The 16,623-nt window shown below is 69.5% G+C and carries 20 protein-coding genes; 16 read left to right on the forward strand and 4 right to left on the reverse strand.

Annotated features, from left to right (window positions below):
- Nucleotides 1–145 precede the first annotated feature (145 nt).
- The 3 genes from purM to RHOOR87_RS0110720 are packed head-to-tail and all read left to right on the forward strand — an operon-like array spanning nucleotide 146 to nucleotide 2,590.
- Nucleotides 146–1,174: a phosphoribosylformylglycinamidine cyclo-ligase gene (gene purM, locus RHOOR87_RS0110710; RefSeq protein WP_015448603.1), complete on the forward strand. Its 1,029-nt coding sequence runs from the start codon at nucleotides 146–148 to the stop codon at nucleotides 1,172–1,174.
- Between the two features lie 8 nt (nucleotides 1,175–1,182).
- Nucleotides 1,183–1,848: a phosphoribosylglycinamide formyltransferase gene (purN, locus tag RHOOR87_RS0110715; protein ID WP_015448604.1), complete on the forward strand. Its 666-nt coding sequence runs from the start codon at nucleotides 1,183–1,185 to the stop codon at nucleotides 1,846–1,848.
- Nucleotides 1,849–1,882: 34 nt separating this feature from the next.
- Nucleotides 1,883–2,590: a DUF3108 domain-containing protein gene (locus RHOOR87_RS0110720; RefSeq protein ID WP_007511563.1), complete on the forward strand. Its 708-nt coding sequence runs from the start codon at nucleotides 1,883–1,885 to the stop codon at nucleotides 2,588–2,590.
- 46 nt (nucleotides 2,591–2,636) lie between these two features.
- Here the strand turns inward: RHOOR87_RS0110720 and RHOOR87_RS0110725 are convergent, their stop codons facing one another.
- Both RHOOR87_RS0110725 and RHOOR87_RS0110730 read right to left on the reverse strand, forming a co-directional pair.
- Nucleotides 2,637–3,389, reverse strand: coding sequence for a DUF2182 domain-containing protein (locus RHOOR87_RS0110725; protein ID WP_231381766.1), 753 nt, complete (start codon nucleotides 3,387–3,389; stop codon nucleotides 2,637–2,639).
- A gap of 80 nt (nucleotides 3,390–3,469) precedes the next feature.
- Nucleotides 3,470–4,378 carry a thioredoxin family protein gene (locus RHOOR87_RS0110730; RefSeq protein WP_231381767.1) on the reverse strand — a complete coding sequence of 303 codons (909 nt, stop codon included), beginning with the start codon at nucleotides 4,376–4,378 and terminating at the stop codon, nucleotides 3,470–3,472.
- A 102-nt stretch (nucleotides 4,379–4,480) separates the two neighbouring features.
- Here RHOOR87_RS0110730 and RHOOR87_RS0110735 point away from each other — a divergent pair, with 102 nt between their 5' ends.
- Nucleotides 4,481–5,701, forward strand: a complete 1,221-nt coding sequence (locus tag RHOOR87_RS0110735) for a hypothetical protein (RefSeq protein WP_015448607.1) — start codon at nucleotides 4,481–4,483, stop codon at nucleotides 5,699–5,701.
- A gap of 31 nt (nucleotides 5,702–5,732) precedes the next feature.
- A complete protein-coding gene (locus tag RHOOR87_RS0110740; RefSeq protein ID WP_007511571.1) occupies nucleotides 5,733–6,416 on the forward strand; it encodes a hypothetical protein in 684 nt (227 codons plus the stop codon).
- A gap of 117 nt (nucleotides 6,417–6,533) precedes the next feature.
- On the opposite strand, the gene murA is transcribed toward RHOOR87_RS0110740, so the two are convergent.
- Both murA and RHOOR87_RS0110750 read right to left on the reverse strand, forming a co-directional pair.
- The gene (gene murA, locus RHOOR87_RS0110745; RefSeq protein ID WP_027485010.1) at nucleotides 6,534–7,793 is read right to left on the reverse strand and encodes a UDP-N-acetylglucosamine 1-carboxyvinyltransferase; all 1,260 of its coding nucleotides are present in this window, start codon (nucleotides 7,791–7,793) and stop codon (nucleotides 6,534–6,536) included.
- Between the two features lie 84 nt (nucleotides 7,794–7,877).
- Complete coding sequence (locus RHOOR87_RS0110750; RefSeq protein WP_027485011.1) at nucleotides 7,878–8,117, reverse strand: BolA/IbaG family iron-sulfur metabolism protein; 240 nt, start codon at nucleotides 8,115–8,117, stop codon at nucleotides 7,878–7,880.
- 204 nt (nucleotides 8,118–8,321) lie between these two features.
- On the opposite strand from RHOOR87_RS0110750, the gene RHOOR87_RS0110755 reads away from it, so the two are divergent.
- The 11 genes from RHOOR87_RS0110755 (at nucleotide 8,322) to RHOOR87_RS0110805 (ending at nucleotide 16,571) form a co-directional block, all read left to right on the forward strand.
- Nucleotides 8,322–9,332, forward strand: coding sequence for a KpsF/GutQ family sugar-phosphate isomerase (locus tag RHOOR87_RS0110755; RefSeq protein WP_015448609.1), 1,011 nt, complete (start codon nucleotides 8,322–8,324; stop codon nucleotides 9,330–9,332).
- A gap of 66 nt (nucleotides 9,333–9,398) precedes the next feature.
- Nucleotides 9,399–9,947 carry an HAD hydrolase family protein gene (locus tag RHOOR87_RS0110760; RefSeq protein ID WP_007511579.1) on the forward strand — a complete coding sequence of 183 codons (549 nt, stop codon included), beginning with the start codon at nucleotides 9,399–9,401 and terminating at the stop codon, nucleotides 9,945–9,947.
- The gene (lptC, locus tag RHOOR87_RS0110765) at nucleotides 9,944–10,540 is read left to right on the forward strand and encodes an LPS export ABC transporter periplasmic protein LptC (RefSeq protein WP_027485013.1); all 597 of its coding nucleotides are present in this window, start codon (nucleotides 9,944–9,946) and stop codon (nucleotides 10,538–10,540) included. The genes RHOOR87_RS0110760 and lptC overlap by 4 nt, the downstream gene beginning before the upstream one ends.
- Nucleotides 10,503–11,081: a lipopolysaccharide transport periplasmic protein LptA gene (gene lptA, locus RHOOR87_RS0110770; RefSeq protein ID WP_015448611.1), complete on the forward strand. Its 579-nt coding sequence runs from the start codon at nucleotides 10,503–10,505 to the stop codon at nucleotides 11,079–11,081. Before lptC ends, lptA begins: the two co-directional genes overlap by 38 nt.
- A 3-nt stretch (nucleotides 11,082–11,084) precedes the next feature.
- Nucleotides 11,085–11,804 carry an LPS export ABC transporter ATP-binding protein gene (gene lptB, locus RHOOR87_RS0110775; protein WP_007511585.1) on the forward strand — a complete coding sequence of 240 codons (720 nt, stop codon included), beginning with the start codon at nucleotides 11,085–11,087 and terminating at the stop codon, nucleotides 11,802–11,804.
- A gap of 96 nt (nucleotides 11,805–11,900) precedes the next feature.
- Entirely contained in the window at nucleotides 11,901–13,364 is a 1,464-nt protein-coding gene (locus RHOOR87_RS0110780) for an RNA polymerase factor sigma-54 (protein ID WP_007511587.1), read from the forward strand.
- A 150-nt stretch (nucleotides 13,365–13,514) separates the two neighbouring features.
- Complete coding sequence (gene raiA / locus RHOOR87_RS0110785) at nucleotides 13,515–13,838, forward strand: ribosome-associated translation inhibitor RaiA (RefSeq protein ID WP_027485014.1); 324 nt, start codon at nucleotides 13,515–13,517, stop codon at nucleotides 13,836–13,838.
- Nucleotides 13,839–13,987: 149 nt separating this feature from the next.
- Entirely contained in the window at nucleotides 13,988–14,953 is a 966-nt protein-coding gene (hprK, locus tag RHOOR87_RS0110790; RefSeq protein ID WP_027485015.1) for an HPr(Ser) kinase/phosphatase, read from the forward strand.
- 4 nt (nucleotides 14,954–14,957) lie between these two features.
- On the forward strand, nucleotides 14,958–15,863 hold the full coding sequence (gene rapZ, locus RHOOR87_RS0110795) for an RNase adapter RapZ (protein WP_007511593.1): 906 nt from the start codon (nucleotides 14,958–14,960) through the stop codon (nucleotides 15,861–15,863).
- Nucleotides 15,864–15,900: 37 nt separating this feature from the next.
- Nucleotides 15,901–16,293: a PTS fructose transporter subunit IIA gene (locus RHOOR87_RS0110800; protein ID WP_007511595.1), complete on the forward strand. Its 393-nt coding sequence runs from the start codon at nucleotides 15,901–15,903 to the stop codon at nucleotides 16,291–16,293.
- 8 nt (nucleotides 16,294–16,301) lie between these two features.
- Complete coding sequence (locus RHOOR87_RS0110805; protein ID WP_007511597.1) at nucleotides 16,302–16,571, forward strand: HPr family phosphocarrier protein; 270 nt, start codon at nucleotides 16,302–16,304, stop codon at nucleotides 16,569–16,571.
- Nucleotides 16,572–16,623 lie beyond the last annotated feature (52 nt).

The raw sequence follows: 16,623 nt of genomic DNA on the forward strand, positions 1-16,623 counted from the left end.
AGCTCGCCGGCAGTCTGCCCAATCGCGCCCCCTCCCGTCCATCGCGGTCGCCGCCGGGGCCACCGTGCCCGGCCGGCAGCGGCGCCACAAGCTGGTAAACTTGCGCGTTTCACCCACGCCGCAGATCCTGATCAAGGTCCTCGCCATGTCTGACGCCCTCACCTACCGCGCCGCCGGCGTCGATATCGACGCCGGCAATGCGCTGGTCGAACGCATCAAGCCGCTGGTCAAGCGCACTTTCCGCCCGGAGGTGATGGGCGGGCTGGGCGGTTTCGGCGGCCTCTTCGACCTGAGCGGCCGCTACCAGGAACCGGTGCTGGTCTCCGGCACCGACGGCGTGGGTACCAAGCTCAAGCTGGCGCAGACGCTGAACCGCCACGACACGATCGGCATCGACCTGGTCGGCATGTGCGTCAACGACGTGCTGGTGCAAGGCGCCGAGCCGCTGTTCTTCCTCGACTACTTCGCCACCGGCAAGCTGGACGTGGATACCGCAGTCGCCGTGGTCGGCGGCATCGCGAAAGGTTGCGAACTGGCGGGCTGTGCACTGATCGGCGGCGAGACTGCCGAGATGCCCGACATGTATCCTCCGGGCGAATACGACCTGGCCGGCTTCACCGTCGGGGCGGTGGAGAAGTCGCAGATGCTCAGCGGTGAAGGGATCGTCGCCGGTGACGTGATCCTCGGCGTGGCCTCATCCGGCCCGCACTCGAACGGTTATTCGCTGGTCCGCAAGATTCTCGAACGCGCCGGCAACCCGTTGGATCTCGATCTCGGTGGCATCAAGCTGGCCGACGCGCTGATGGCACCGACCACGATCTACGTGAAGTCGATGCTTGAACTCCTGAAGTCGGCCCCGGTGCACGGCATGGCCCATATCACCGGCGGCGGCCTGAAGGAGAACATCATCCGCGTGGTGCCGGACGGCCTCGGCATCGCACTGGATGCCGGCAGCATCGTGCTGCCGCCGGTGTTCGACTGGCTGATGCGCGAGGGCAACGTGGCGCGCGAGGAAATGTGGCGCACGTTCAACTGCGGCGTCGGCTTCACCGTGATCCTGCCGCGCGACGCGGTGGCCGGTGCCTCCGCGCTGCTGGCCAAGCACGGCCTGGCCAGCTCGGTGATCGGCGACATCGTGTCCGCATCGGGCGACCAACGCGTGCATATCGGCTGATCCGTTCCGTGTCGACCACGCCAGCCAAAGTCGCCGTGCTCGCCTCCGGCCGCGGCAGCAACCTCGCCGCGCTGCTGGAGGCGCAGGCGCGCGGCGAACTGCCGGTCGAGTTCGTGCTGGTCGGCAGCGACAAGGCCGGCGCCGGCGCGCTGCGGCTGGCCGAGGCAGCGAACATCCCGACCCTGGCACTGGACCCGCGCAGCCACGCGGACCGTCGCGCGTTCGACCAGGAACTGCTCCGGCGCGTCGCCGCCAGCGGCGCCGACTGGCTGGTGCTGGCCGGCTTCATGCGCGTCCTCGACGGCGCGGCGCTGAAGCCGTGGATCGGGCGCATCATCAACATCCATCCCTCGCTGCTGCCGAAATACCGCGGCCTGCACACCCATCGGCGCGCGCTGGAGGCGGGCGACGCCGAGCACGGCGCCAGCGTGCATTTCGTCACCGCCGAGCTGGATGGTGGTCCGGTCATCGCGCAGGCGTACCTGCCGATCGAAGCCGGCGATGACGAAGACCGACTGGCGCAGCGCCTGCTGCCGCTGGAACACCGGCTGCTGCCGGCCGTGCTCGGCCTGCTGGCCAGCGGGCGCCTGCAATGGGACGGTCGGGCGGCGCGCTTCGACGGCCGGCCACTGGCCGCACCGCTGCGCCTGGGCGACGACGGACTGCGGCCTTAGAGCCGGTTCAGCCCGCTCTGGGCAGACTCGGCGCATGACCATCCGACCCCTGCTCGCTCCCCTGCTCGGCCTCGGCCTGCTGCTCGGCGCCCGCGCCGCCACCGCCGCCGTGCCTGCCGCGTTCACCGCCACCTACGACGTCTCGCAAGGCGGCCAGCCGATGGGCCAGGCCACGATCAGCCTGCGCGCCGCCGGCCACGGCGAGTGGATCTACCGCAAGGACGTCAAAAGCACCGGCGGGCTGGCCGCGCTGCTCGGCGCCAGCGTCACGGAAAGCTCGCGCTTCCGCTGGAAGGGCGACGTGCCCGAGGCGATCAGCTACGACTACCAGCTGCAGACGGCGGTCAAGCAGAAGCAGCGCCACCTGGTGGTCGACTGGGCGAAACAGCAAGTCACCGTCGATGAGGGCAAGGGTGCGCAGACCTATCCGGGCAGCCCGGGCATGGTCGAGCGCAACACCCTGGCGCTGGCGCTGGGCCTGGCCTTGCGCGACGGCAAGCAGCAGCTCGCGCTGCCGGTCGCGGTGCGCCAGCAGGTGCAGGTACAGAACTTCAGGGTGACCGGCAGGGAAACCGTCAAGGTGCCCGCCGGCCGCTTCGACGCCAGGCGGGTCGACCGCACCGACGCCGACCGCGGCTTCAGCGCATGGTACGCACCCGATCGCTATCCGCTGCCGGTGAAGCTGTCGCAGCATGATGGCGGCGACATGGTGATGGAGCTGGTGAGTTACCGGCAGCCCTGAGCGACGGCGGCGGGCCACCCGCCTTGCCGCCGACCGCGGCACGCTGTCACACGCGCCCGATCGCCTGCGCGAGCAGGACCGCCCCGGCGCCGACGAGAACCACCCCGACGACTCGCGCCATCCGCTCGCCGGCCGGGGCCAGGCGCTCGAGGGTGATCCCCGCAAACACGGCACCCATCGCACGCAGATCCATCACGCCGATGACCAGCAGACTCGCGGTCAGGCCGACGCCGCAAAGGTTGCAATGCAGACCGAACCGAAGACCGCGGCGCCAGGCCCGGCCCGCCGATCGCGGCACCGCCTGCGCGAACCCCGGCGCCCCGCGACAGCAGGCGAGATGGCGCGCCTTCCACCGGCTGAACTGCAGAGCGCCGGCGGCCAGGACGACCATGCCGGCGAGAACGGGGACGGCGCGAGCCAGCAACGGCAGGCGCATGGCCAGCGTGGCCAGCATGCCGCCCAGCGGAAACACGGCGACGCCGCACACCAGCCACGCCATGAAGTAGCCGGTGGCCACCGCTGCCGTCAGTCGCCCCGGCCTCGCCACCCCGCTGTCGCCGAATGCCTGATGGCAGCGCCACAGCACCGGCATCAGCGAGGGCAACATCATGGCCACCATCATCGCCATCCACATGCCGAGGAACGAAACGGCCGCAGCCGGCCAGCTGTGGCCGTCCAGTTGCAGCCATACCATCGACATCGTCCAGCCGCCGGGCATCGGCATCCCGTCCATCGTCGACATCGTCGCCCCACCAGCGATCGTCGCGGCCGCGCTGGCGAGGAACAGCAGCGTAACCACGGCGAGAAAGCCCTGCCCGCGGCGGATGCGCCGCGGAACTGCCCTCGCCGCGACGTCCGCCGGACCGCTCGCGAGCGGCCTCATCGCGGGTCGTACTCGTCGTGCCGGCGCCACCACATGCCTGTCTCGTTGCGCCCCGCCGGCGCGCGGTCCAGCCACTGATACATGCCCCAGAGGCCGTCCAGTCCGCGCGCGTAGGTGGAATAGGTGTGATGGACGACGCCGTCTTCCAGCGAGAACGCGCTCAGGCCCGGCCGCTCGCGCAGGTAGGTGTTCACGTCGGTCCCGGTCATCATGGCGTTGTGCACCGGCGGTGCCGCGTCGCCGGCGTCCCTGCCCATCTGGAAAGCTATCTGCGACGCCGGCGGTTCGCGCAGGTAGTTGTAATCGATGCCTCCTTCACGCTGCTGCTGTTCGGTGAACGAGACGTTGAAATCCGCGTTGAAATCGCCGCCGGACGAGGACGCCCACGGGAACGTCCATCCCATCCGCCGCTTGTACGCCTGCAGCTTGGCGAGCGGCGCGCGCGAGACCGCGCACAGCATCACGTCATGGTTCGCCAGATGAATCGCAAACCCGTTGAAGCCGTCCGCGATCGAGGAACAGGTCGGGCAGCCCGCCGTGTAGTCCGGTCCGAACATGAAGTGGTAGACGAGCAGCTGCGAGCGCCCCCGGAAGAGCTCCGCCAGCGAGGCCTCGCCCTCGTCGGTGGCAAATCGGTAGGCCTTGTCGATGCGAACCCATGGCAGTTCCCGCCGCCGCCGCGCCAGCTCGTCGCTGCGCCGGGTCAGCTCCTTCTCCGCCTTCAGCAGTTCAAGCCGTTGTTCGAGCCACTGCTCGCGGGTTCCGATGGCATGTGTCGTCATGTCGTTCTCCTGTGCCTGGTCGCGCCGGATCGGGCTGCGCGATGGGTCATGGGTTCTGTCCGCGTCGCCTGGCGCGTCGCGGTGTCGGGTGGGTGTCGGCACGCTTCGCTCGAAGTCGGCCACCGGCTCGTCCCGCGTTGACGAGAGGGCCGGGCGATAGACTACGCAGCAACCCTCGAACGGCGGGAGTGACAAGCGTGGCGCGATTGAGATGAGGGAGCGGCGATGGACTCGCTGATCACGGCCGCGGCGCAGGCACTGGCGACGGGCGATCCGCTGGGCGCGTTGAAGCGCGTCGCCCTGCGCGACGATGCGCCGGCGCTGGCGCTGCGCGGCATCGCCATGGCGCAGCTCGGCGATTTCGAGCGGGCGAAGCTGTTGCTGAAGCGCGCGGCACGCGCCTTCGGCGCGCGGGAGGCGGTGGCGCGCGCCAGGTGCGTGGTCGCCGAGGCCGAAGTCGCACTGGCCTCGCGCGAGCTGGGCTGGCCGGCCAAGGCACTGGACGCTGCGCGCGCGACGCTGGAAGCACACGGCGACCGCGTGAACGCGGCACATGCGCGATACCTCGAGGTACGTCGCCAGCTGCTGCTCGGCCATCTCGACGACGCCGAACGCCACCTCACCGAACTCGATGACGCCACCTTGCCGCCCGCGTTGCAGGCTGTCCACGCCTTGGCCAGCGCGGGGATCGCCCTGCGCCGCCTGCGCACCACACCGGCGCGCATGGCACTGGCGCACGCCGACCGTGCGGCGCGCCGCGCACGCATTCCCGCGCTGCTGGCGGAAGTGGAAAGCACCCGCCTCATGCTGGACGCGCCCGCGGCACGCCTGCTCGCCGAGGGCCGCGAGCGACCGGTCCGGCTGCACGAGATCGAGGCACTGCTGGCCTCGAAGACCCTCGTGGTGGATGCCTGCCGGCATGGGCTGCACGGGCCCGATGCGACCGTGGCGCTGGCGAGTCGTCCGGTGCTGTTCGCGCTCGCGCGCGCACTGGGCGAAGCGTGGCCGGCCGAGGTGCCGCGGGACGTGCTGATCGCACGCGCGTTCCGCACGCGGTTTGCGGATGAGACGCACCGGACCCGGCTGCGGGTCGAGATCGGGCGGCTTCGCGGCGCAGTGCGCCAGCTGGCCGACGTGCGCGCGACGAAGCACGGTTTCGTGCTGGCGCCGCGGCGCGTCGACAAGGTCGCGGTGCTGCTGCGCGCCGTCGAGGAACCGCATGCCGCGGTGCTCGCCCTGCTCGCCGATGGCGAATCATGGTCCAGCTCGGCCCTGGCGCTGGCCCTGGGCAGCAGCCAGCGCACCGTGCAGCGGGCGCTCGACGCGCTGGCCGCCGCCGGCAAGGCGCACGCACTGGGTCGCGGGCGCTCGCGCCGCTGGGTCGCGCCACCCGCCCCGGGTTCCGCGACGAGCTTGTTACTCCTCGCCCCGCTGCCGGGCGATTAGGATGTCGGCATCGACTGACGGGAGTACGGGCATGAAGCGTTCAGCAGCACACGTTGTCCGCGAATACGGCCCCTTCACGGGTGTCCGCAGCGTGGGCGGGGTCAGCCATGACGGCAGCCGGGTGTGGATCGCCGCCGGATCGACGCTGCAGGCCATCGATCCGGCGAGCGGCCAGACGGTGCGCACGCTGGAGGTCGCCGCGCACGCCGGCACCACGTTCGACGGCGAGCACCTGTACCAGATCGCCGAGGACCGCATCCAGAAGATCGACCCGCAGACCGGCCGCGTGCTCGCCACCATCCCGGCGCCCGGTGGCGGCGGCGATTCGGGGCTGGCCTGGGCCGAAGGCACGCTGTGGGTGGGCCAGTACCGGGATCGCAAGATCCACCAGGTCGACCCCGACACCGGAACCGTCCTGCGCAGCATCGAATCCAACCGTTTCGTCACGGGCGTCAGTTGGGCCGACGGCGAGCTCTGGCACGGCACCTGGGAAGGTGACGAGAGCGAGTTGCGGCATATCGATCCGCAAACGGGCGAGGTGCTGGAAACGCTCGACATGCCCACCGGCATGGGCGTGTCCGGGCTGGCATCCGATGGGGGCGACCAGTTGTTCTGCGGCGGCGGGGACAGCGGCAAGCTGCGCTGCATCCGCAAGCCTGCACGCGGTTCCGCGACGGCCGGCCCTGCGGAAGTTCACGCCGTCGCGGGCGAGTAGTAGCGACGACGGCGAACGACGGCCGACGACCGCGATCGACCGGCCTGCGGCTCGCCCGGCGACGCACCAGGGTTGATCCGCAGGGCGTTGCGGCGCCCCGGCAACGCCGTGGTTGCCTCAGTTCGGCAGGCGCCTGATCTTCGCGCCCAGCACGCCGAGCTTCTCTTCGATGTTCTCGTAGCCGCGATCGATGTGGTAGACGCGGTCGACCACGGTATCGCCCTTGGCCACCAGCCCGGCCAGCACCAGGCAGGCCGAGGCGCGCAGGTCGGTGGCCATGATCGGTGCGCCGCTCATCTGCGCCACGCCATGCACCACCGCGGTGTTGCCTTCGAGGCGGATGTCGGCACCGAGCCGCTGCAGCTCGTGCGCGTGCATGAAGCGGTTCTCGAACACCGTTTCGGTGACCACGCCGGTGCCTTCGGCGACGCAGTTGAGCGCGGTGAACTGCGCCTGCATGTCGGTGGGGAACGCCGGATACGGTGCGGTGCTGACGTTGACCGCCTTCGGCCGGCGCCCGCCCATGTCCAGCTCGATCCAGTCGTCGCCGGTGGAGATGTGCGCGCCGGCATCTTCCAGCTTGGCCAGCACCGCATCGAGCGTATTGGCCCGCGCGTGCCGCGCGCGCACCTTGCCGCCGGTCATTGCCGCGCCGACCAGATAGGTGCCGGTCTCGATGCGATCGGGCAGTACGTCATGCTCGGCCCCGTGCAACCGCTCGACGCCATGGATCACCATGGTCGAGGTGCCGGCGCCTTCGATCTGCGCACCCATCGCGATCAGGCAGCGGGCGAGGTCGACCACCTCCGGTTCCTGCGCGGCGTTTTCGATCACCGTGGTGCCCCGGGCCAGGGTGGCCGCCATCATGATGTTCTCGGTACCGGTGACGGTGACCATGTCCATCACGATGCGCGTGCCCTTCAGCCGCGATGCCTTCGCCTTGATATAGCCGTTCTCGACCGTGATCTCGGCGCCCAGCGCCTGCAGGCCGCGGATGTGCTGGTCGACCGGACGCGAGCCGATCGCGCAGCCGCCCGGCAGCGACACCTCGGCCTGGCCGAAGCGCGCCACCAGCGGGCCGAGCACCAGGATCGAGGCGCGCATCGTGCGCACCAGGTCGTACGGCGCCACGCAGGTGCTGGTGGTGCGCGGGTCGACGTGCATCTTCATGCGGTCGTCCAGCACCAGCTGCACGCCCATCTGGCCAAGCAGTTCGATGAAGGTGGTGACGTCATGCAGGTGCGGCACGTTGCCGATGCTGACCGGCTCGTCGGCCAGCAGGCAGCCGGCAAGAATCGGCAGCACGGCGTTCTTGGCGCCGGAAATGGCAACCTCGCCATGGAGCGGCGTGCCGCCGCTGATCAGAATTTTGGCCATAAGTCAGGGAATCGGGAGCCGGGAATAGGGAGTCGGGAATCGGGAGAAGCGGTGAGGGCGCGGGTGGAAGGCTTTCGCCATTCTCTACTCCCTATTCCCTGCCTCCTCGGGTGTCAGTGTCTTCAGCGCCAGCGCGTGGATCGCGCCGCCCATCTGCTCGCCCAGCGTGGCGTACACCAGCCGGTGCCGCGCCAGCGGCAGCTTGCCGGCGAACTGGCTGGCGACCACGGTGGCCTCGAAATGCACGCCGTCGGCACCGCCCACCTCCACCCGGGCGCCGGGCAGGCCGTTTTCGATCATCGCCTGGATGCGGGCTGGGTCCATCGGGAAAGGTTCCATGCGGGAGTCTGGGCAGGCGGCGGCTTCCGCGGCGAGCGGAACCCATTGCGCGGGCTTATGACGTTAAAATGCGAACATGCCATGGTAATGGAAATCCGCTGGCGCAGAAATGACAGCGGTCCCAGGCCGGCCCGGACACGCGGCACGCCGTGGCCACCCGGGCACCTTCCGCCCCTTCATCGAGCCTCCATGAACGCACGCATCGCCCCCACCACTCCGATCAACCTGCACCCGGATGTGATCATCCGCAGCGCACGCACGGTGATCGCCACCGAAGCGGCCGCCGCGCTGGCGCTGGAGCCGCGGATCGGGCCGGCGTTCGTCGAGGCCTGCCGGCTGATCCTGGGCTGCCGGGGCCGCGTGGTGGTCAGCGGCATGGGCAAGTCCGGCCACATCGGGCGCAAGATCGCCGCCACGCTGGCCTCCACCGGCACGCCGGCGTTCTTCGTGCACCCGGGCGAGGCCAGCCACGGCGACCTCGGCATGATCCTGCCGCAGGACGTGGTGCTGGCGATCTCCTACTCCGGCGAGACCGACGAGCTGCTGTTCATCCTGCCGGTGATCAAGCGCCAGGGCATTCCGCTGATCGCGATCACCGGCCGCCCGACCTCGTCGCTGGCGACCCAGGCCGACGTGCACCTGGACGGCAGCATCTCCAGCGAAGCCTGCCCGCTGGGCCTGGCACCGACCACCAGCACCACCGTGGCGCTGGTGCTGGGCGACGCGCTGGCGATCGCGCTGCTGGAGGCGCGCGGCTTCACTTCCGACGACTTCGCCCGCTCGCACCCGGCCGGCGCACTGGGCCGGCGCCTGCTGCTGCACATCAGCGACGTGATGCACAGCGGCGACGAGGTACCGCGGGTCGCGCCCGACGCCAGCCTCACCGCCGCCCTGGTCGAGATGACCCGCAAGCACCTGGGCATGACCGCCGTGGTCGACGCCGAACAACGCTTGCTGGGGGTCTTTACCGATGGCGACCTGCGCCGCGCGCTGGACGACGACGGCGTGGACCTGCGCGGTGCCACCGTGGCCGAACTGATGACGCGCGGCCCGAAGACGATCGGCGCCGACAAGCTGGCGGCGGAAGCGGCGCAGCTGATGGAGAAGTACCAGATCCACGCGCTGTTGGTGGTCGACGACGAGCAGCGCGTGGTCGGCGCGCTGAACATTCACGATCTGCTCCGTGCGCGTGTTGTCTGATACGGCTTGCCGCATCAGACCAATCAAACACGCCGCTCTTGATCCTGCTCTCCCAGAATCCCGCCCGTGCCTACTGATTACCTGACCCATCTCCCCACCGAGCTCCTGACCCGCGCCGCGAAGGTCCGCCTGGCGGTGTTCGACGTGGATGGCACGCTGACCGACGGTCGCCTGTGGTACGGCGAGGATGGCCGCGAGACCAAGGTGTTCCACGTGCACGACGGGCTCGGCCTGAAGCGCTTGCAGGCGAACGGCATACAGGTGGCGCTTATCACCGCGCGGATCAGTCACCCGGTCGCGCTGCGCGCCGAGGAACTGGACATCGCCCACGTCTACCAGGGCCAGGGCGACAAGCGCGCCTGCCTGCGGGAATTGCTCGACGCGCTGCAACTGGCGCCCGAGCAGGCCGCCTTCACCGGCGACGACCTGCCCGACCTGCCGCCGATGCGCCTCGCCGGCCTCGCCGTGGCGGTGGCGAACGCGCACCCGTGGGTGGCCGCGGCGGCGCACTGGCAGACCGCCAAGAGCGGCGGCATGGGCGCGGCGCGCGAGGTGTGCGACCTGATCCTGCACGCGCAAGGCAAGAGCGCCGTCGAGCGGGAGCATTGGCAGTGAACCTGCGCCTATGGCTGCGCGACCGGCGCCTGCCGGCCGCGACCATCGCCATCGCGCTCGCCGCGGGCGTGGCCCAGCTGCTGCTGTGGTGGTTCGGGCCGGCGCCAAAGGCCAGCGATTTCGTCGGCCCACCGCGTTCCAGCTACACCCTGACCGACGCGCGGATGACCGAGTTCAACGCCGCAGGCCAACCCGGCTTCCACCTGCAGTCGCCACACCTGGAGCGACGCGAGGGCGACGATTCGCTTTACCTTAACTCGCCCACCTTCCAGCTGCCGGCCCACCAGGCCGGTGTACCGGACTGGCAGGGCCAGTCGCTGTACGGCTGGGTCAACAAGGATGGCAGCCAGCTCAAGCTGCAAGGCCCGGTGGAGATGCACCGCGAAGCGTTCGACGACACGCCGGCGACCCGCATCCAGACCGCCGACGTCACCGCTTGGCCGAAGCAGAACCGGCTGGAAACCGCCGCCCCGGCGCAGATGGTGCAAGGCGGCACTAGAATCAGCGGTATCGGCATGCGTGCCGACCTCAACGACAAACACCTGGAGTTACTCGATGACGTCCATGCCACCTTCCCGCCGCGCCAGCGCTAGGTTCGCGCTTGCCATCGCGGTCCTGGGCCTGTTCGCGGCCCAGCCGGCGCTGGCCAGGAAAAGCGACCGCCAGCAGGAAATGCAGGTCGCCGCGAAGCATTTCGATGGCTTCCAGAAACCGAACAGCGTCAGCACGCTGACCGGCAACGTGGTGATCACCCAGGGCACGCTGAAGGCCACCGGCGCGCAGGCCAAGGTGTACTTCGACGCCGACACCCAGATCAGCCGGGTCGTCATCACCGGCAGCCCGGCCCATCTCGAGCAACTGGACGACAGCGGCAACCTGATCCTGGGCGACGCCGCCACGCTCGACTATGACAACCTCAAGGGCATCGCGGTGCTCAGCGGCAACGCCTCGGTCACCCAGAAGGGCCGCGGCGACGCGCGCGGCGACCGGCTCACCTACAACACCGAGACCAGCCAGATGACCGGCGAGAGTGCCGGCGACGGCCTGGTCCACATGACCTTCAAGCCCAAGCCGCAGCCGGCCGCCGCGCCGGTCCCGGCCACCAGCAGCCCGACCCCGCAGGGGCAGCCGTAACCGATGCTCTCCGCCGAAGGTCTGCAGAAGAGTTTCAAGTCGCGCCAGGTCGTCAAGGATTTCGGCTTCTCGATCCGTGAAGGCGAAGTGGTCGGCCTGCTCGGCCCCAATGGCGCCGGCAAGACCACCTGCTTCTACATGGTGGTGGGCCTGATCGAGGCCGACGGCGGCACGATCAAGCTGGACAAGCTGGACATCACCGGCGCGCCGATGCATGCGCGCGCAAAACTGGGCATCGGCTACCTGCCGCAGGAGGCGTCGGTGTTCCGCCGGCTCAGCGTGGCCGACAACATCATGGCGGTGCTGGAACTGCGCGACGGTCTGACCGCATCGCAGCGCGACGCCGAACTGGAAAACCTGCTGGACGAACTGAAGATCGCCCACATCGCCGGGCAGAAGGGCATCAGCCTGTCCGGCGGCGAGCGGCGCCGGGTGGAAATCGCCCGCGCGCTGGCCGCCAACCCGCGCTACATGCTGCTGGACGAGCCGTTCGCCGGGGTCGACCCGATCTCGGTCGGCGAGATCCAGCGCATCGTGCGCCACCTCAAGGAACGCGGCATCGGCGTGCTGATCACCGACCACAACGTGCGCGAGACGCTGGGCATCTGCGACCGCGCGTACATCCTGAACGAGGGCGAGGTGCTGTCGCGCGGCACCCCGGCGCACATCCTCGCCGACGAAAAGGTGCGCGAGGTCTACCTGGGCCGCGAATTCCGCCTCTGAATTACCTGCCGCGGCCGTTTTCGACCCGGGCCGCGGCTATGGCCGCGCCCGCGGGCACGGGTTAGGATTGAGACGATCCCCCTCGACCCGGCTGGCATGAAACCCGCACTGCAGTTTCGCCTCCACCAGCAGCTGACCCTGACGCCGCAACTGCAGCAGGCGATCCGCCTGTTGCAGCTGTCGCAGCTGGAGCTGGAAGCCGAATTGCGGCAGATCGCCGAGAGCAATCCGTTGCTGGAGTTCGCCGAGGAAGTCGAGGACGACGAGACGCTCGAGAGCAGCGAGCCCGAGAGCGACTACCCCAGCGTCGAAGCGGTCGCCGCCAGCAGCAGCGACGACGGCGAGGCCAGCGACTGGTCGGACGGCGGCGTGGCCGAAACGCCGATCGACTTCTCCAGCAGCAGCGTCGGCAGCAGCGGCAGCAGCGGCAGCGGTACGCGCGGCGACGAGGATTTCGAGCCGCAGAACGCCGCGCCGGAAACCCTGCAGCAGCACCTGCTGTGGCAGCTCAACCTGGCCTCGTTCAACCCGCGTCAGCACCTGATCGCCACCGTGCTGATCGACGCGCTGAACCCCGCCGGCTACCTGGCCGAAGGGCTGGAAGCCATCCTCGCCGCGCTGCCCGCCGACCTCGACGCCAGCATCGCGGAGATCGAGGAAGTGCGCCGCCGCCTGCAGGGCTTCGACCCTGCCGGCGTGGGCAGCATCGACCTGCGCGACTGCCTGCGCGTGCAACTGGAACAGTTCGACCCGGACACGCCGCAGCGCGAGCTGGCGCTGCGCATCGTCGACGACGAACTGGACCTGCTCGCGCGCAACGACATCGCCCGGCTGGCGCGGCGCCTGCGCGCCGGCGAGGACGACGTGGCCGCGGCCGCCGTGCTGATCCGCAGCCTCGACCCGCGCCCCGGCGCGGCGCTCGACGCCACCCCGGTGGAATACGTGGCGCCGGACGTCTACGCGCTGCGCGACGGCAGCCGCTGGCGGGTCAGCCTGAATCCGGACGCGCAGCCGCGGCTGGGCCTGAACCAGCACTACTGCGGCCTGATCGCCCAGGCCCGCGGCGAGGATGCCAGTTGGATGCGTGGCCAGCTGCAGGAAGCGCGCTGGCTGATCAAGAGCCTGGAATCGCGCGCCGAGACCCTGCTCAAGGTCGCCGAGGCGATCGTGCGGCGGCAGAGCGCCTTCCTCGACTACGGCCCCGAAGCGATGCACCCGCTGGTGCTGCGCGAGGTGGCCGAGGAAGTGGGCATGCACGAATCGACCATCTCGCGTGTCACCACCCGCAAATACCTGCACACCCCGCGCGGCACCTTCGAGCTGAAGTATTTTTTTTCCAGCGGCGTTTCCACCGAGGACGGTGGCAGCGCCTCGGCCACCGCGATCCAGGCCATGCTGCGCAAGCTGATCGAGGCCGAGGACGTGCGCAAGCCCTTGTCCGACCTGGCGATCGCCGAAGAACTGCAGCGCAAGGGCATCCAGGTCGCCCGCCGCACCGTCGCCAAATACCGGGAGGGGCTGCGCATACCTACGTCCAGCGAACGCCAACGCGCGGGCTGATTGTCGCAGGGCCGCCCGCGGGAACTTGCCTATCGCCAAAGTGTTCCCATAACAGCAGCAGGATGATTGACGATGCACCGTCGCCACCCCAGGCGCGGTACGTCCACCCCGCCGCGAAACGCGGCACTGCACCACCAGAGGAGGCGCCCCATGCAATTCCAACTCAGCGGCCAGCAGATCGAAGTCACCCCGGCCCTGCGCGACCACGCCACCGCCAAGCTCGACCGCCTCACCCGCCTCGACGACAAATTGAAGAGCCTCGCCATCGTGCTGTCGGTCGACAAGCTGCAGCACCGCGCCGACGGCACCTTGGGCGTGGTAGGCGCCACCTTGCACGCGGAAGCCACCGAGGCCGACATGTATGCCTCCATCGACATGCTGTTCGACAAGCTGGTCGCCCAGTTGCGCAAGTACCGCGAGAAGGTCGCCGACAAGCACCAGCGCGAGGCGCGCGACGAGCGCCAGTACGGCTGATCGAAACCACCTTCGGCCGACCGCGGCCCGCCCGTTCCAGGGCGGGCCGTTTTTCCCTCTGAACACGCGTATCCGTCCAAGCTGGCACAATGGCCGTGCCGCCGCCAACGCCCGTCGGGCACCGACATGCGGCGCAAGGGACCCAAGGTTTGGACCGGATCAGCGCGCGACAACTCTACGACGGCGTCCACGAACGCATGGCCCTGCGCTGGGTATCGGGCATGCGCGGGGAATCGCGCGCGCTCGAACCGGGCGCGGCACAGGCGCGCCGGCCCTCGCTGATCGGCTACCTCAACATCATCTACCCGAACAAGATCCAGATCATCGGCTCGGAGGAACTGAACTACCTCGACGGGCTGGATTCGCGCCAGCGCTGGGAAGTGATGCACAAGATCGCCGCCTACCAGCCGGTGGCGCTGATCGTGACCAAGGACCAGGCGGTGCCGGCCGACCTGCGCGAGGTCGCCGAGGAAACCAATACGCCGCTGTGGATCAGCCCCAAGCGCGGCCACGAGCTGCTGACCTACCTGCAGTACCACCTGGCGCGCACGCTGGCGGCGAAGATCACCCTGCACGGCGTGTTCCTGGAGGTGTTCTCGATCGGCGTGCTGATCACCGGCGAGGCCGGCTCCGGCAAGAGCGAGCTGGCGCTGGAACTGATCAGCCGCGGCCACCGGCTGGTCGCCGACGACGCCACCGAGTTCACCCTGATCGCGCCGGACGTGATCGACGGCAGCTGCCCGGAACTGCTGCAGGACCTGCTTGAAGTGCGCGGGCTGGGCGTGCTCAACGTGCGCGAGATGTTCGGCCACATGTCGGTCAAGGCCTCCAAGTACCTGCGCCTGGTGGTGCACCTGAAACCGCTGCGCGACGGCGAGCTCAACCCCGACGACGGCGGCGACGCGCTGACCCGCCTCACCGGCGACATCGGCCATCGCGAGGTGTTCGACGTGAAGGTGCCGATGATCACCATCCCGGTGGCCTCCGGCCGCAACCTGGCGGTGCTGGTCGAGGCCGCGGTGCGCAGCCACGCCTTGAAGAGCAAGGGCATCGACCCGGCGCAAACCTTCATCGACCGCCAGGCGCACCAGCTGCGCCGCCTGCCCCCATGGTGAAAGCATGAGCGACGACACCCGCCCGCCCGGCACGCTGGCCGACCCGCACGAGATCCACCTGATCGTGCTGACCGGCATGTCCGGCGGCGGCAAGACGGTGGCGCTGCGCGCGCTGGAGGACCTGGAGTTCTACTGCGTCGACAACCTGCCGTCGGTACTGCTGCCGCAATTGGTCAACGCCGCCACCAGCGGCGACCGCCGCGGTCGGCCGCGGCGCATCGCGGTGGGCGTGGACGTGCGCAACCGCGGCACCGATTTCGCGCACATGCCGACTGTGCTGTCGGAGCTGGCCGGCGCCGGCGTGCAGGTGCACCTGATCTTCCTGGACTGCCGCGACGACGTGCTGATCAAGCGCTATTCGGAAACCCGCCGCCGCCATCCGCTGGCCACCCGCGGCGTGTCGCTGGCCGACGCGATCGTCGAGGAGCGCCGGCTGCTGCGCCCGCTGATCGCGATCGCCGAGAAGGTGATCGACTCCAGCGAGCTCAACGTGCACCAGCTGCGCCGGCTGGTCGCCACCGGCTACGCGCAGGCCACCGAAGGGCTCACGCTGATGTTCCAGTCGTTCGCGTTCAGGCGCGGGCTGCCGCTGGACGCGGACTTCGTGTTCGACGCACGCTGCCTGCCGAACCCGCACTGGGAGCCGCGCCTGCGCCCGCTGTCGGGCAAGGACGCACCGGTGCGCGAGTTCCTCGACGCCGCGCCGCTGGTCGGCGAATACTTCGCCGACACCGCGCGCTGGCTGGACGCCTGGCTGCCGCGCTTCGAACAGGACGACCGCAGCTACGTGACCATCTCGATCGGTTGCACCGGCGGCCGCCATCGCTCGGTCTACCTGGTCGAGAAGCTCGCCGCGCACTACCGCAGCCATCGCGAAGGCGTGCTCACCTTCCATCGCGAGCTGGAGTGACGATGACGACTCCTGCAAACACTTCGGGCCGCCGGCCATGAGCGTCGGCGTACTGCTGATGACCCACGAGGCGGTCGGCCAGGCGCTGATTTCCGCCGCGCACCACGTGATGCCGCGGCTGCCGCTGCAGGTGGCGGCGGTGGAAATCCCGCCCGAGTCGGACCCGGACGTGATGCGCCAGCTCACCGCGCGCCACGCGCGCGAGCTCGACACCGGTGCCGGCGTACTGGTGCTGGCCGACTTGTACGGCGCCACGCCGTGCAACATCGGCCTGTCGCTGGGCGCGCTCGGCGTACACCTGCGCTGCGTCTCGGGCCTCAACCTGCCGATGCTGCTGCGCGTACTCAACTATGCGGAAAAACCACTGGACGAACTGGCCGAGATCGCGGCCAGCGGTGGCCGCGGAGGAATCTTCATCGACCATGCCTGACTGCCATCATGCTTGAAAAGGAGATCGTCATCACCAACCGGCTGGGTCTGCACGCCCGCGCCTCGGCCAAGCTGGTACAACTGGTGCAGGGTTTCAAATCCACCGTGTGGCTGCTCAGCAAGGGCCGCGAGGTCAACGCACAGAGCATCATGGGCGTGATGATGCTGGCCGCCGGCCTCGGCAGCCCGCTGACCGTGCGCGTCGAGGGCTCCGACGAGGAGGCCGCGCTGGATGCGGTGGTCGCGCTGTTCGAGCGCAAGTTCGACGAGGGAGCATGAGATGCAGGGAATCGGAAACAGGGAATCGGGAATCGGGAAAAGCAGGGGGCGC

Source organism: Rhodanobacter sp. OR87 (assembly GCF_000473345.1).
GTDB lineage: Bacteria > Pseudomonadota > Gammaproteobacteria > Xanthomonadales > Rhodanobacteraceae > Rhodanobacter > Rhodanobacter denitrificans.

Bases quoted from the DNA above. Each gene is read 5' to 3' on its own strand.
- RHOOR87_RS0110800 (WP_007511595.1), top strand. From the start codon at position 15,901: ATGAGCGTCGGCGTACTGCTGATGACCCACGAGGCGGTCGGCCAGGCG.
- RHOOR87_RS0110740 (WP_007511571.1), top strand. From the start codon at position 5,733: ATGAAGCGTTCAGCAGCACACGTTGTCCGCGAATACGGCCCCTTCACG.
- raiA (WP_027485014.1), top strand. From the start codon at position 13,515: ATGCAATTCCAACTCAGCGGCCAGCAGATCGAAGTCACCCCGGCCCTG.
- lptB (WP_007511585.1), top strand. From the start codon at position 11,085: ATGCTCTCCGCCGAAGGTCTGCAGAAGAGTTTCAAGTCGCGCCAGGTC.
- rapZ (WP_007511593.1), top strand. From the start codon at position 14,958: ATGAGCGACGACACCCGCCCGCCCGGCACGCTGGCCGACCCGCACGAG.
- RHOOR87_RS0110805 (WP_007511597.1), top strand. From the start codon at position 16,302: ATGCTTGAAAAGGAGATCGTCATCACCAACCGGCTGGGTCTGCACGCC.
- RHOOR87_RS0110755 (WP_015448609.1), top strand. From the start codon at position 8,322: ATGAACGCACGCATCGCCCCCACCACTCCGATCAACCTGCACCCGGAT.
- RHOOR87_RS0110720 (WP_007511563.1), top strand. From the start codon at position 1,883: ATGACCATCCGACCCCTGCTCGCTCCCCTGCTCGGCCTCGGCCTGCTG.
- purM (WP_015448603.1), top strand. From the start codon at position 146: ATGTCTGACGCCCTCACCTACCGCGCCGCCGGCGTCGATATCGACGCC.
- RHOOR87_RS0110780 (WP_007511587.1), top strand. From the start codon at position 11,901: ATGAAACCCGCACTGCAGTTTCGCCTCCACCAGCAGCTGACCCTGACG.
- RHOOR87_RS0110750 (WP_027485011.1), bottom strand. From the start codon at position 8,117: ATGGACCCAGCCCGCATCCAGGCGATGATCGAAAACGGCCTGCCCGGC.
- murA (WP_027485010.1), bottom strand. From the start codon at position 7,793: ATGGCCAAAATTCTGATCAGCGGCGGCACGCCGCTCCATGGCGAGGTT.
- lptA (WP_015448611.1), top strand. From the start codon at position 10,503: ATGACGTCCATGCCACCTTCCCGCCGCGCCAGCGCTAGGTTCGCGCTT.
- RHOOR87_RS0110735 (WP_015448607.1), top strand. From the start codon at position 4,481: ATGGACTCGCTGATCACGGCCGCGGCGCAGGCACTGGCGACGGGCGAT.